This window comes from Bacillus sp. JAS24-2, from assembly GCF_008274905.1.
Classification (GTDB): Bacteria; Bacillota; Bacilli; order Bacillales; family Bacillaceae_G; genus Bacillus_A; species Bacillus_A cereus.
Genome location: NZ_CP031069.1, coordinates 81,110 through 96,932, shown reverse-complemented (window position 1 = coordinate 96,932; position 15,823 = coordinate 81,110). Strand labels below are relative to the sequence as shown.

Here is a 15,823-nt window from a genome sequence, read left to right as displayed (position 1 = left end):
TTCTTCACATCCCAAATCAGTCTATAACATTACGAATTTGCGTCATATGTTGACCTCTTGCCGTATAGTTTAGACCTGTAATTTGTACACCTTTATTATCACCAATATGAATCATTCTTTGATTCCCCATATAAATTGCAACGTGCCCTGGGTTTTCATAGAAAATAAGATCCCCTGGTTGTGCATGATTGATATCTGGTACTTGTTTACCTTGTCCGACTTGAGCACCTGTCCAATCTCCAAGTTGTACACCTATGCTTGTTCTAAAGACATACTGCGTAAATCCTGAGCAATCTGAAGAGCCACCTGGTGGATTACGGTCTCCTAATACATATCTGACTTTTCCTTGCCCTAGCCATTTTTTCGCTTCTTCCAGTACCTTTTGTCGTTTAGCATTTGTCATGGTAGGAGAACCACCAGATGATAACCCTGGATCATCATTTTTCTTAAAGAACTTCATTGGATCCGTCGGTTGATCGTTTATACGAATTTGGAAATCTAAATGGACAGCGTATCCAAGCATGTTCAGAACACCACCAACATAGTTAGAACCACCCATTTCCCCTATAATTTGTCCTTTTGTTACCATAGTTCCTGGTGTAACTGAAATCTTACTCAAGTGTAAATAACGGGATACAATGCCATTTCCATGGTCAATATAGACACCTAGACCACCGTAGTTTACATATCCTGTTTGAGCTGTAACTACTCCTGCTTCCATCGACCATACAGGGTCTCCTGGTTTTCCAGCGGTCATGGCTCCAATATCTACAGCATTATGCGGTTTGTTATTATGAATTTCATCAAATGTACCTGTAATACGCCCTGATTTCGTTGGCCATTTCCAACCTTTATCAGAAATCCATTCTCCATCTCCATTTGCTACACAACCTAAATCTTTGTAATATTTTAAAACTTTGGAAACATATGTAAAATCCCCATAACACGCATTTACCTTGGTTCGGAAGTTATTCGGATCGGAGCAACCACCTGGATTTAAATGATTCTTACTTCTTGAGAACTCAATAGCTGTTTCTTCTGAATAGCCACCCTTTGCTAAAGCGTAACTAATAAAACCTTCGCCAAAGTTGTATGACTGCAAAGCGAGTGCAATGTCACCATTGGCCTTTCCTAGTACATCTTTAAATTCCCGTACACCTGCTTCTATAGAAATATTGGGATCTTTAATACACCCTACACGAGCATTTCCCTTTACACCAATACAAGATGAGCTCATGTCTCCATATTGCCCCTCTGAAGCCTGCATCGGGTCATTTCCTGCTCCACCTGATTCCTGCATCATTTGGGCAGCCAAAATACCAACATATTGAGCAACACCATGTTTTTCTGCCATTTCTTTAATCTTTGGAAGATATCCTGTAACTTTTGCATTAAGATTGACAGGCTCCCCGCCAGGACTCACATTACCTACACACATACCACCAACAAAATTACTAGAAGGTGCTAGATGTCCATACATACCTTCTAGCATCCCGGCTTCTAATATCTCACGAGCACGTTCTTTTTGACTTTTACTAAACTTTGCGAGTTCCATAGCTTTCTCTAGCCCATGAGAAGATGTTGTCACTTTTTTGCTTCCACTTGCATTAATCTCATCTATTTTTTTCTTAAAATCTGTATCTCCTAATATCTTTTTTACATCTGGTCCGGAGTAACTTTCAGATTTTGTTTTTTGCATCTCCTTTTTCTTTTTTTCGCAAGGACCATTCGCTCCTGCCTCACATACCTCTTTTTCCGTATATTCTTCATATTGGATATCCAAGAAATATGATATAGCATCATGCGGATCTTTACCAGTTAAATTATTATCATATCGTGCCATGTCAAAGGCGACGACCTCTTTCCAATCCACATTCAAAGCCATTGAGACTTCCATATATTTTTTTACTTGTTCCTCTGTCTTACCTTCATCATCGGTAAAAGGTACAAAAGAGACTAAAATCACACACACAGCAATAATTACTCCCATAATCAAAGCGGCAGGTACTCCAACCGCTGCCACAACAGCACCCACAATTTTTAATATACCTGCTTTTAGCATTTTGGCAGCAGCTTTCGCTGCCGCCTTTCCTGCTTTTCCTGCCAATTTTGCCATCTTCCCGCGCGCTTGCATCCCTTTTTTCTTAATAAAGTGGGAAGCTACATCTTTTAAAGGATTACTTTTTTTCTGTTCATTTGGATCGTTAGGATTTTGACTCATAGACTTATCACACCATATTTTCCATTTTGAGAATTTCTTCCTCTTCGCTGTGCTAAGCGAGGGTTTGGCGCAAATGGAATCAGATTTTGTGGGTCATGTTCTGATAAATTCAAATGCGTTTCTGTACGGACTACTTCGTCCTGTGTTTGTGTTACTAAGATTTCTTCTCTTGGCTTAATACTACTGTCTTTCACTTCACAAACTCTTTCAATCCTTTGGTTTTCTTGTAAACGCGTATCTCCTTTTCCGAATGGCGAAATACGTGACACTGTACCGTCTGTTGTTGTCGCAACCATGTAACTACGATCTCTTTCTACCACCATTTGTACATTCTTATAGCCACCTTGGTCTAAATCAGACATATAGAAGTGACCATTGTCTACCTTGTGATTTACCGTAAGTGGTGGTTCATTAAATACCGGTTTCTGTTGTAACGGTCTATGATTTGGGTTTCCTACTAATTGATTTGGATTTACATTGATCGAGCGATTGATATTGATTTTTCCACCACTTGAATCTTGTATATAGGCTGGAGATGCTTTCGCACCATTACGATACTGCGTTAATTGTCCATCTGAAATATTTAAGTCCTGATATACGACTTGTCCAGATCGTATACTGCTATCTCCACTACCATAACGAGATACAACTTGCGTCATACCACTAGCGTCTTTTGCTTCAATCCAAGATTTATTATTTGTCGTCACAAGACGTACTGCACCTTTTACAACCGATTGCGCACCTGTATGATCTGTTGTTGTCGGTACCATCTGTTGAATTTCCTGAATCTCTTTTGCTTCTGTACGAACTGCACTGTTATATGGATTATGTTTACTTACCATACGTGCAGTTGCTTGATAAGCACCCGCACCACCAATCACACCTGCGGCGTAACTTAAGCCTTTTGTCACATTATAGTGACGCTCTGCTGCATTCCCACCTAATGATGTACTAACTGCAGCAGTAGTCCCACTTATCACTCTTTGTACTGCATTCCCTCCGGATTGTTGAACAGCACTCGCGGCACTAAAGTATGCATTTGATACCGTATCAATGCGATCCGCAAGCATAAGGTGTTTCGCACCTTCCATTACACTCATACCAAGTTTTGTACTTTGCTGTGTCATACGTCCCACTGCTGAAGTTGGGATAGACATTTTACCAGCACTTTGTGCAATATTCGCTACACTTGTTGATGCATCTGCATAAGAGCGTTCAATTTCCGCAACGGAAAGATCTCCTGCACGTGCGATACTCGCTTGTGTTTGTGTCGCTGCATATACAGCTTTATTGATTGCGCCACCTGTCGCAACGCCATGTGAACGAACACCTTGAATCCCACTAGTAATTCCAGAACCTACTTGTTGGCTCACCATTCCAAGACTTGCATGGCTTTGTAAACCTTTCGTTAATTGCGAAGCAAAGGCATCTTTATTAATATACGATTGATTATGTAGACTCTTACCACTCGTATCTTTTGCCTGTACGGGCATCGCTCCCGCTTGTACTGCCGCTTGTTGTGCGACTGCTTTAAATTCATTTCCTTTTTCATTCAGGTGCAACTGCCAAGCTTGCTCTTTTTGTGGTTGAGACATAGTTGGAGACAAGTTTTTCATAAAGCTTGCCTGTTGTTCTGCTGCATAGCCTTGTTTAAAGGATTCTGTAGAGGCTTGTACCAGGTTCCCAACATTACTTACTTGTTTTGCTTGCTGGCTTCCTGTTCCACTTGTCAAACCGTGCGTTTTCACACCGTTGACTGCCTTCTGAATGCCTGCTGCACTAGATACACCCATAGCATTTAAACCAGGATTTTTTTGTAACTGTTGTGATAAATGAGAAGCGAAAGCTTCTTTATTCGCATAGTTTGTACCGTCTTTTTGCTGTACAATACCAGCTGATGCTGCCGCTTGTTGCGCATGATTTTGAAATCCTTGTACTTTTTGATCTAAATGCTTATTCCATGCTGCTTCTTTTTCTTGTTGCGGCATATCTGCAGGGAATTGTTTCATAAATCCAGCCTTATGGTCTGCGCTATACGCTTTCTTAAATGCAGCAGTAGAAGCACCGACAAGAGCACCGACTTGTCCCATATTTTGATGGCCACTTTCTAAAGTTTCTCCTTTTACATCCTCGACTGCTTTTCCGACTTTTCCTAATGCAAGTCGGGAAGCAAACGCATCTTTATTCACATAGGACTTATCAAACAGATTATTTCCTTGTTTGTCCTTCGCATCAACTGGCATGGCTCCTGCTTTTGTTGCAGCTTGTTCTGCGTGGTTTCTAAATCCTTGTACTTTTGTGTTCAGATGGTCGTTCCAATGTTTCTCTTTCTCTTCCGCTGACATGTTTTCTGGTAATTGACTCATGAATGTATCTTTATGGTCTGCCCCATAACCCTTTTGGAATGCATTCGTTGCAGCGTTTACTAAATCTCTAGCATTTCCATATGGTGTAGCGGTTTTCTTCATATTTTGTAAATCTTGTTTCCGCTGATTTGAGAAACGAGACATTTGATCACTATTTGTTTTCGCTACTTTTTTAGCAATCTCCGCATCAGATGCACCAGGGAATGCTTGTTTCAAACGACTTGCGACTGCAGAATCTGGATTATCAGCTTTCCAATTTTCAAAGTCTTTTGTAGCTAAATCCTGTGCAATATCTTCATCGGTTAGTTCCGGATAAGATTCGCCATTTAGATTTGAATAAGTATCCGCACCCTTCTTTACACTGGAACCAATATGTTTTCCTAAAGCTACAGCTCCTTCGCCGACTGCAGCAACACTTCTACCAGCCACTGCACCAGGAGCACTACCTAATGCACTTCCAACTTGCGATCCTGCTACCATCGCTCCCGGTCCAAGACCAGCTCCCGCTGCCATACCTGCAAGTCCTGTCGCTGCTTTACCAATTGAACTTCCAATTTGACCAGCTTTTAACATACGAGCTGCACGAGATGTTGTACCCACATCTGTCCCTAAATTCGCTCCTAATGCATCTTTCGGGTTATCCGCATCTTCTTTATTATCTTTCTCTCCATCTTTCTTTTCTTTCCCTTTATCTTTTGCACTACGGTAGTCGTCACGAACACCTTTAACCAATCCAGCCACACTTGCTAAAGCACCCATACCCATCATCGTACCTGCTCTATGAATACCAGCGGATGCATTGGTGCTAAGGCCAATAAAGCTTTTCACGATTTCACCAACTGGGATAAACATCGCAAGTAATATTAATTTTATAATAGGATTTTGCGCACCCCCAATTAGTGTAATAACTAACCATAGGGTAATTGCGTGAATCGCTTGAATTAATACTGCACCCATAAGTTCACGAATCCAATATAACGTCTGTTGTTTCTTTTGTGGGAACATCCACATTCCTACCATTACAGGGCCTAGTAACATTAATACGTATAGTGTCACAGCGCGCATTAAATAATAAAAGTTTGCCCATATCATTAATCCAGCTTCAATAAATAGTCCGAATATGATAAACATATAATCATTTTTATGGTCTTTCATTGAAAGTTCTGTAATCGTCTTATTGTCTGCCAGTCCATTTTTTAATAGAGGTATTTGCTGATCTGGGTTAAAATTCCCTAACGCCTCTTTAAACTCTAATATAATCCAAGAATTTAGATCAAAAATAAAATTATAAAAGAAATCTAAATGCCAGAGGCAAATCGAGATAATCATTAAGTCTTTTGCATATTCAATTAATGCCGTGCGATTATTTGGATTTAGAGTCGTTGCTGAATATTTTGCTGCTGTAATTACTACACTGACGAGGACACAAAAAGCAACAAGTTTAAACATGACAGGCATACCGGTATCTAATACATTCGTAACTGCATTCTTTGCATATAAAAAATCTAGATTAGATTTATCTCCACCAAAGACTAGAACTGGAATAGTATCCATAAATCCATAAATAGGCGCTAGTAGGGCCTTTACCATATGGATAACAAGGCCACCGACCCAATCTATTATTTTCTCAAGCATAATTTCACCTTCCTTTACAAAGGTACGCTACTATCCTGCGTATCCTTGTACTTTCTTCATATTGTTTAAAAGCTCTTGAAGTACCGCTTCATTCGATTCAATAAACATCATTTCTTTATCTGATGGATCTGTTTGAATCCAAACCGAACTATCTCCTACGCGGAAAATCCCTTCTCCTTTTCCTGGATTGTTGAGAATAATATCAAGCTCCCCAGCAGTTAAGTTAAAGTTCTCTTGAATTTTTTTCTTATCAATCTTATTTTGCTCTAAAAAGAAATAAGAAAAAGTAGATTGCAAGATACCGCGAGCTTTTACATTTTCTAAAATACGAACAAAGTCCTGACTCGCCCAACACATACCAGCATTTCTTTTACGTGAACGACGTGCTACTTTTTCTAAGAAGTTTACCGTTTGTTCATAATCGATAAACTGCCACATCTCATCCACATACAGTACTTTTCGCTTGATAGCGTGTTCTGGACTCTTAATCCAGTGCTCCCAAATATAGTTCAAGATAACGTGGAAAGCGATTGGTTTTAAGAATCCTTCTTCTAAATGACTAATATTAAAGTTAACAACACGTGATTCATTTAACTGTGTTTCTACACCACGACCAAAATGACTTTGCCCATCAAATAATGGTTTTGACCCATGACGTAAGAACGGACGAATCGCAGCGATTAACTCTTCTGCCTTCACATCGTCTCCATGATGTTCTACTATGACATCGTAGATTTCTTTTAACTCCGGCTCTGGCTTTCTTACTTGAGACTGAATTAATTGTCCATCCACCTTCTTCACTTCATCTGTATATAAAGAAGAAGGATGTGAAGTAATACCATGTTTATCAAACACTTCACGGATTGCATCTTCTAGCATCGTACGTTGGAATACATTTAATCCTGGTTGATCAAAGTCTTGCCCACGAATAATAATGTCAAAGAATCCTAGTATTTCATTGATTTTCTCTAAAATTGGTACAAATCTCACATACTTTACGCCATCACGTTCTACGAGTTCTTTCTTATCATATTGTTCAAGTGCTTCTAGTTCTTCATCTTTATCCGTAATCTGAAGCTCTGTTACAGCAATTGCACAAGGGTTAATAATGATATTACTTTCAGGTGAAATGTTTAAATTAATACCACCTAAACGTTTTGTAATTTTTACGAATTCACCTTCTGGATCGATAATCATTGCATGCGTATCTGCAAGTGACGTTTCACGAGCTAACTTCATTTTTAAAAGTAAACTTTTTCCAGAACCCGAGATCCCTGTTACCCCAATGTTATAGTTTGGCGGGCGATAATCTGCATTCCCGAATGAATTTAAAAATTCTACTTGCCCAGTTATTTTGTTCTTTCCTATTGGTATCCCACCATTAAACCTTCCGGAACCTGACACAAAAGGGGCAAATGTACATAACGCACGTCTATCGATATTTCGATAGGTATCTTGCAGCGTATTTGGTGCACCTAGTGGCATAGTAGCTTTCAAACCGCTTTTCACACGGTTCCAAGTACTCGCTATCTTAAAGTGAGATGCTTGCATTTCATCTTCAATATACTCACATAAAACGTCCAATTCTTTCTTTGATTCGGCATACGCAACACCCATGGTACTCACCATATACGAGTCGTTTTCATTGAACTGGATTTCATCCATTAAATTGTTTGTATCTTGAATTTTTGCATCTAAGTCTTTTTCTTGGTCAATGTTTCCTCGTGTACGTTGGAAAGAAAGATTGGAACGTAACATCGTCAGCTGCATATCTAATGATCGCATTGCTTTAGCTTTTGGTTCTTTATGAATATCGATCATGACATCCACTTCTCCAGCCGAAGTTAACATGTTGAGCCAATTGGTTTGCATCATACGTGGGTACCCATCTCGTGGAATATAAAACGGACGGAAGAACGTATTACTTCCTAAAGATTGTTTAATAACTCCATAATCTTCTGCGTCAATTTTCATTCCTTCTGGAGCAATAACATCAAACACTGTTGTTTGATTGTCTAATTGCGTCGGTACTTCTTCTTCCAACTCTTCCTCCTCTAGATCCAATTCGTCCCTCTCTTCTGCTTCTATTTTTTTCTTTTCCTTTTTCTTTTTTCCGAACAACTTCATGTTTACGCCACCCCGTTATTTGATTTTTCTGCTTTTTCTTCTGCTAGCACTTTCTTCATTAACTCTAGTTTTCTTTCATTTGTTTCCCCTGTTGAATAGAGCGAGAAATTCTCGTTTTCAATTAAATCCTGGAAACGAGCTTTTACGGCTTTCCGACGGTTAAATGCTACATATAAAAGTTCTATTAATTTATCTTTCGTTAACATTTCTACATTAATTTTTGCTTTCGATAGTAGATTTCGAGAAGCATTATAACGGCGATATAATTCGTTAAACGCCTTATCCACAATCTTTTCTTCTAACTCTTCCTCTGTATCAGCAGTAATCGTACTAATATCAACCTTGTATGGATAAATTAAATAACGCTTTTGTTCATATCGAGGTTGCGAACGCTGCCAGTACTCTAAGTTATCAATAACTTCTTGTCCATATAGAACCGTCTCTGGTGTAAGGTCCTTCGCACCTTTCATCGTTTCTGTCATTTTGCGTACAGGATCTGTTAAATCCACAAACTTACTTTGAATATATACTTTCGTATTAAACTCTAATGTGGTTAACCATGATTCAATTTTGATATCAATTGCTTCTTGTTCCATATTGGAGAGTAAATAATAGTTAACTGGATGTGTTTCCGCAATCAGAACAAATGTATCATCATGATATCGAATCATATGATTATCGATTTCCTTAATGTCTTCTACAAAAGCACGAAAGAATTCAACATTATCCTCATCAATTTCCGATTCAGCAGGCATATTTTTTTTATTTTTCTTTCCAGCTTTTTCAGTAGTGTGTTTCTCTACTCCACCTTGCTTTTTCCCTTTTTTCTTAGAACCAAACAGCGGTTTTCCATTCATTTTCCGATAAAAGAAAAATCCCACAATGGCTATCGCTGCAAAATATATCATTTCTAACATTTATAAGTTCTCCTTTGCCCATGTAGTTGGCTCGTACCCTTTTCTCCACTTACCTTTTTCGGAACGGCTACGCATTTTGATAAGTAGATACTTATCTAGATACATGTGTTGTTTTTCCTTATATATAAAAGCAAACGTTATAACACCTATTACCGTCGGTAGTGCTAAAATTAAGCAAATAAAAAATGCTACTACTGCATCAATAGGTGCGAATAGTCGCCATAAAAATGGTACATATAAATAAAGGGATGCTCCGCCACCCAATAGATAAATCAATTGGCGCTTGCTCAGCACACCTAGTAGTGTTTTTTGTTCCGAAGTCATATCAACAGGAACGGTTACTTTTCTCATTCTTTTTCCTCCCTTGTATAAGAGAAGCTCTCCCCAAATCGAGGAGAGCTTGTACAAACTCTTATGTTAGATTGTTGTCACCCAAGCAGCGATATCGTAAGCTTTGATCATGACAAAGCCTCCAATTGCCGCACAAGCTAAACCAATCATAGCTTGTGTACGGTTTTCAGGGTTCTTCCCTTGTGCTCCAGATAGTTTAATAGCTGCAAATACAACGCAAGCTGCCACCCAAATTCCCCCAAAACCAATTAAGGTTTTCACCAAAGTGTTCATGCTTTTTTGAACGGTTTCAGCATTACCGCCACCACCATTACCACCAAGCCCTTTCGAAAAACTATTTTTTGCCAGTAAGAAATCTCCTACTGATGTTGTCATAAGTTTTGCAGACAACCAATTCAACATAATTCCTGCACCTCCGGATGTTTTTGCTCGCTAAACGCAAAAAGACCCCAATACACGCACACGTCCCCTAAGGACATGGCGCATATTGAGGTCTTCTCTTATATGCGAACTGATTAATTTTATATTTTATTGTAAAATCTTATTACTTTTATATTATATCAATACGATATTAAAAAAACAAGTCCTTGTTTACACCTTTATTTCTTTGTTAGGATCGTACTATACTATCTGAATTTAAAAAATATCACTGTTCTTAAGACCTAAAACATTCATTTTTTCTTTCAGTGGGCAACATGATTCTATTTTATTAGAAATAAAAAACAGATAATTGTGCATTTTTCACAAGTACCTGTTTTTCACTACTTCTATCTACTCTTTGTTTCTTAAAATTTCATTAACCTTTTCCACACTTAATTCAGTGGCTTCCGCTATCTTCTCTATAGGTACACCTACTTTAATTAAATTGTGAATCATCTCTATCTTAGTTGCTATTCTAGCTTCTTTTGCTGCCTTTTCTTCTGCCGTCTCTATTTCTGATATTCTATCTTTTATTGCCTTCTCTCTCGCTTCATATAAGCGCAAAAAGTCCTTATCACTACTTAAACGCTCCCAATCCTCTATTGCCTTTTTCAAAACTGGATCTTTTTCCATCGCGATTCCCTCCAGGATTGTAGTTAATTTCTCATCTTCATATGCAGGAAATAATAATAGCCAACGTGCTAATATATCCTCCCATGGATCCATTCGATCTTCTTGCCATTCTCGAATTACTTTTGGAATCTCAAGAAAGTGCAATTGCATATTCTCTGAAATTATGTGCTCCGATTTTTTGTTCATGACTACACCAACATTATGAAAGTTCTCTTCTCCTGGAAACAGAATGAAATCCACTATATTAATACAAATAGTTGGTCTTAATTCTGTATACTTCATTCCCTGAGTCATTTGAGAATAATACATGCCAGCCCAGTAGAACAAAGATCGCTCGATCATGTCTTTTTTGTCGCGAACCTGTATCTCTATATTTAATTTTATACCACTATTAAGGGTAGCTCGCAAATCTAAAATAGACAATTTATCATCCTTTTGTTCCCTTGGAAGATGTGGATCATCTAAATGCAAAGAAATAATTTCCTCATCTAAAAAGAGGATTGTAATACTGCATTAAGAAAACCAATGAGTATATCCTCGTTTCCTTCTACTCCAAACAAGCGCTTGAAAGCAAAATCAACTCGTAAATTTACTAGACCTTTTTTCATAGATGTATTCATATTCTCTTCTACCTTTCTTTTAGTTAATTTAAATCCTCTGTGGTAATTGGATATAAGAAAAAGATAGAATTAAAAACTCTATCTTTTTCTATCTACCTATTTATGAAAATACCAACCTACTTTATGAGTTTCACAATCTCTGAAATACAGGTTTAAATCCCGCTTGCATTGCATCATCCAGCCCCTTACCTTGTGCTGGGTTCCATGCAGCTATGATTACGTTATAGTCCTCTGTCTTTAACTTTATCGCAAAGTCTATAAGAGCTTTTCTTACTTTTTGATTTTCTACTAAATCGGCATCAAACGCTAAATAGACATTTTCTACACCCATATCCTTTAATACAGGCATAGTAATTCGCCAAGCATTTACACCAGGAATCGCAAGAACCGTTGTTCCTATTTCAGAAAGCTCCTCTTTATTAAATCTCTCTGGAAGCAAATCAGCAACCAACTCTGCTTTCATAGCTCCCTCTGTAATCATTACTGATTTAGTTTGATGAAGTATACCAGAATTCCAATGTTTTAAATGAGAACTTGGTACCGCCACATGCACAGGAAGTGGATTTTCACTACCTCCTGCCCCAGTTCCATGATTTTTGTTTGCTGATGAGAGCCAGAGATATTTTTGCCCTTTATGTATCTTTACAACAATTTGTCCCTCTTGAAATGGAATCTCTACCTTTTTGCTCACTTCTAGTTCGCCTTCAAAGATACAATCACCATCTTTAGTTATCTTTACAACATTAGGCTGCTCGATTAATTCCGCTTGAACTCCAGTAGGCGCCGATTTCACATGAACGGAGTTTTTCACTTCATCCACACGAACCTGCCATCCAACTATTTGATTGTACTGATTCCGAAAAGGAATCAAAATACCAGGAGATCCTGACATCAAACGAAGAGAAAGTTGACCCTTCCTCATCTCATAAAAGCCCGGAACCCCCTGCCAACAGTTTTTATTCCTCATCTGTTTAAATAGCTGTTCCCAAACAGTCGTATACGTATTATCCTTCTCTAACACAATTTGTTGTTTTAAGAAAGATCGATATTGACGTACTTGTATTTGTTCCTCGCTCATTTTTCTATCTCGTAATAAATGTGTATGATGATGCTCCTGCAATGGTATGAAATCCATTAACTTCCGATTAAACACATCTAATTCCTCATTGCTTTTCTTATCATGAATCTGAACTTCATCCACCTCAGGCAATTGATACTTATTTTTTCCATTTATGTAGTGAATGTAGCTTGGATTGCCCGTGTTTTTCCCATAAATCCATTTACTTTCTACACGTGTACATGCTACCTTCTCTTGCGAAACATGCAGCATGCAATTTCCTGTATCATGACAAATCGGACACGCAACACGGTAAAATTCCCACCAGCTACCTCTTGGATAGGCACTTGTTAAACGAAATTGACCTTTTTGAATGTTATAACTCATTTTTTCCCCACTCCTTGTATATTGTTTATTATCTCCTCTAATGATAGTAATGGTTTATCAAGTGTAATTGTATGTTTGTATTTCATTATAATGATCCCCTTCCAAAGCAAAAAAACACAAATCTTGTGTTTTTTCTCATAGTGTTTTTTATTTGTATACCTAAATCTAACTACCTTTTACAAGTGATTCCTAACTTGAAAACAACACAAAAAGGGCTCCTTCAAGTCGATTAAAAATGTGCATAGCAAAATAAGCTATATATACACTAATCGGCTCAAAGAAGCCCTTTCATAAATGAAACAAGACGCAACTTGCTTCTACAACTCAACCACAACACAATAAGATGTGGGAATAAACGGAATCAATTAAACAATAAATATAATTTCATATTAATGAATTCATACAAAAATTTCAATAATTTTATGTTTCCTTAAGATATCCCGCTCATTTTTTAAAAATTCATATGCTTTATCACTACCTTGGTTTCTTAATCAAATGATATAACTCCCTCCACGATAATATTTAATTTAATATTGAAATTCTCTAAAACTCGATGTATTATATTTTTGTGTTTTTCTCAGTTCCTAAGCCGAGAATACATCATCACTTCTGAAAGGACCCGAACTCCAGCGGGTTCTTTTTATTTACTTGAACTCATTTTCGAATTATTGTATTATATTTTCGGGTCTTGCTCCATAAATCATTATCAGGAGAATCTGCAGGTTTGCAGGTTCTTTTTTTGTAAAATAAAAAACAGCTGTTAGGCTACTTAAAGTTTGTCTTATCACCAAATAAAATGATATATATTCTCCCGTTATACTTTCATCAACTCCTGCAACTCTAGCAAATCTCACTATGTCCGCCCCCTGAATGAAATACATTGTTAGCATAACTGACACCCACGACCACATAACACGATAAAGCTCATTCACTCTTTGCCTAGTCGTAACAATTAAATCATTTGCAGGTCCATTAATCCATACAGTTGTTCTACCTGAAATAAACGGTAGATCTATCCCATTAACAACTATTCTTGCAATACTTTGCGTTATATCCACATCGATCCCCTCATTCCAAGAATCAAATATGTTTCCCATATTTACATAAGTATTCTTAGTTATAAGAAATGTTTAAAGTGAATTCTTAAAAAAAAAGAGTGCTATTAAAATATCCACTCCTTCAAAAGACTTTACCAATCTCGATGTTCACCGTGATCATGATCACGATTGCGGTCATGATCACGTCTACGACGACACTCATCACAATCGCAATCGCGTCTACAATGACAGTCGTTAAAATCGTTTCTTCTACGTCTACGACCGCATCCGCAAAATACTAAATCATCCCAAAACCTATTACAATCTCGAGAATGTCCAAAATTATTATTCCATCCCATAGATATGATTCCCTCCTCTAAAAATAGAATTCATCATATTCTATGATGAAACGGTAGAAATAGTTTGTTTACTAGTCTATGTTTCAGACTAATAATATTTCAATTTGCAAGTCTATTTCATCCCTTATCTTTCCTTAACAACAAACAAGACGCTATCCAGATCACGGGGCAGCGCCTACGATAATTGCTATACACTTAATCAAAATCATTTATCCTCACATTATTTATTTCTTTGCTTCCATACCCCATTCTCTTTACGATAAATATTCTTGCCATCCATGAAGTCAGCTGTCTTACCCGGAATGTTATATTTCTTTTTCTTAGCCTTCTTCTTCAGCCTTTTCTCTTCTTGAACAGCTTACAAATCCGCCTTCCATTGTTTCAACAAATCCTTTTCACGTCGCATCGAATTTGTACCCCTCAGATTAAAATGTAAACCAAATAATTAGATTCTACCTATTTATATAGAATCCTTTAATCCAAATGTACATTTTGTCCAATAAAAAAAGAACACTATAAAGTGCCCTAAGCTTCTGAGTATAAAATATACGACAATGCCTTGCCAATTCTAATGGCGCAACCTAAAAGAGCTTTATAGCGGAATATATATAGCTCTCGGAAAAGGAATAAGTTGGTTGGCATTGATTCGATATTGTATGATGAAAACCTCCTTATGTGCAAACGAAAGAGAGCACTCCCCCAATAAGTGCTCTCTCTTGAAAAAATATAGGGGAACATGTTGGAAACCGTTCAGTGTCATTATATGATACTCATTCCCGACTATGCCTAAGTCATGTATTCAAGGGACTTAATGTGTAATTTCTATACAACAAAGAAAAAAGCACCCGAATGGATGCTTAAATTAAACTTATTCATTATCAATATCTCTACTTTCATCATTAACTGATTTCGGATCTAACATGATTCCTATATCCGGTGGCAAAATTAACTCTATACCAGCTACTGGTTGATTGTCCTCATTAAAATAATACTTCTTTATCTTATTCAACTCTTCATTTTTCTTATTTTCACTCATATTATCCCGCCTTTTATGTATGTTATTAAAAACTTTTCTTAATATGTACATTGAGAAAGATAATATACTATTTTTCAACTCTCACAAAACTTATAAAATTTTTACATAATAAAAGAACACCCAAAATTGATAGGTGCTCAGATATATAAAGTGGTTTCCATCCACACATTCCAATATATGCTCGTCTATCTCGAAAGATGCAAACAAAAAAGCACCTAAATAGGTGCCTTTTCGAAACGTATTAAAGCGAGTAGCGAACACAATGAATTCTTCTCGGTGTCATTACCATCTTATGTTCGAGATTCTTAAATATGCCTAATCGTTAATGTGTAATTTCTGTATAACAAAGAAAAAAGCACCTGTTACAGATGCTATTGATCATTATAGTTACGTTATCCATTATGCCTTTAATAACTTACGTTTCTTATTAGCCATCTTCTCTTTTGTTGCCTCAATGTTACCCGATACCCTCTTATGGTCCTGATTAATCTGAATCATGCTATCAAACATAACTGGGGCCACTGTTTCATCTACGTATTGTAAGTAATCAATTGGCGATCGTTCTGTCTGTTCTACTAAATACCCTTGAACTACCCCCACTTTCACTTCGTTTAGAAATGAGGGATTCCTAAGTAAAGAGTTCTATCGAACTCTAAT

The 15,823-nt window shown here is 37.3% G+C and carries 9 protein-coding genes and 4 pseudogenes; all 13 read right to left on the bottom strand.

Features of this window, described 5'->3' with window-relative positions:
- Nucleotides 1–16: 16 nt before the first annotated feature.
- A complete protein-coding gene (locus tag DN407_RS27555) occupies nucleotides 17–2,221 on the bottom strand; it encodes a lysozyme family protein (RefSeq protein WP_149216818.1) in 2,205 nt (734 codons plus the stop codon).
- Nucleotides 2,218–6,222: a TrbL/VirB6 family protein gene (locus DN407_RS27550; protein ID WP_149216817.1), complete on the bottom strand. Its 4,005-nt coding sequence runs from the start codon at nucleotides 6,220–6,222 to the stop codon at nucleotides 2,218–2,220. The genes DN407_RS27555 and DN407_RS27550 overlap by 4 nt, the downstream gene beginning before the upstream one ends.
- Before the next feature lie 30 nt (nucleotides 6,223–6,252).
- Nucleotides 6,253–8,349: a VirB4 family type IV secretion system protein gene (locus tag DN407_RS27545; RefSeq protein WP_149216816.1), complete on the bottom strand. Its 2,097-nt coding sequence runs from the start codon at nucleotides 8,347–8,349 to the stop codon at nucleotides 6,253–6,255.
- 2 nt (nucleotides 8,350–8,351) lie between these two features.
- On the bottom strand, nucleotides 8,352–9,266 hold the full coding sequence (locus DN407_RS27540; protein ID WP_149216815.1) for a hypothetical protein: 915 nt from the start codon (nucleotides 9,264–9,266) through the stop codon (nucleotides 8,352–8,354).
- Nucleotides 9,267–9,617, bottom strand: coding sequence for a PrgI family protein (locus DN407_RS27535; protein ID WP_001233532.1), 351 nt, complete (start codon nucleotides 9,615–9,617; stop codon nucleotides 9,267–9,269).
- Between the two features lie 66 nt (nucleotides 9,618–9,683).
- Nucleotides 9,684–10,019: a hypothetical protein gene (locus DN407_RS27530; protein WP_000935868.1), complete on the bottom strand. Its 336-nt coding sequence runs from the start codon at nucleotides 10,017–10,019 to the stop codon at nucleotides 9,684–9,686.
- A 369-nt stretch (nucleotides 10,020–10,388) separates the two neighbouring features.
- A pseudogene (locus tag DN407_RS27525) lies at nucleotides 10,389–11,290 on the bottom strand (Rpn family recombination-promoting nuclease/putative transposase).
- A gap of 130 nt (nucleotides 11,291–11,420) precedes the next feature.
- Nucleotides 11,421–12,734, bottom strand: coding sequence for a DUF3854 domain-containing protein (locus tag DN407_RS27520; protein WP_149216814.1), 1,314 nt, complete (start codon nucleotides 12,732–12,734; stop codon nucleotides 11,421–11,423).
- Between the two features lie 784 nt (nucleotides 12,735–13,518).
- Nucleotides 13,519–13,831, bottom strand: a pseudogene (locus DN407_RS27515) (hypothetical protein).
- A 92-nt stretch (nucleotides 13,832–13,923) separates the two neighbouring features.
- Nucleotides 13,924–14,130: a hypothetical protein gene (locus DN407_RS27510; protein ID WP_016090324.1), complete on the bottom strand. Its 207-nt coding sequence runs from the start codon at nucleotides 14,128–14,130 to the stop codon at nucleotides 13,924–13,926.
- 220 nt (nucleotides 14,131–14,350) lie between these two features.
- Nucleotides 14,351–14,536, bottom strand: a pseudogene (locus DN407_RS27505) (hypothetical protein).
- Nucleotides 14,537–14,998: 462 nt separating this feature from the next.
- Nucleotides 14,999–15,166 (bottom strand): hypothetical protein, encoded by a 168-nt coding sequence (locus DN407_RS31785; protein WP_001293569.1) that lies wholly within the window; start codon nucleotides 15,164–15,166, stop codon nucleotides 14,999–15,001.
- A 399-nt stretch (nucleotides 15,167–15,565) separates the two neighbouring features.
- Nucleotides 15,566–15,757 (bottom strand): annotated as a pseudogene (locus DN407_RS27500) (hypothetical protein); the annotation flags it as partial.
- Nucleotides 15,758–15,823 lie beyond the last annotated feature (66 nt).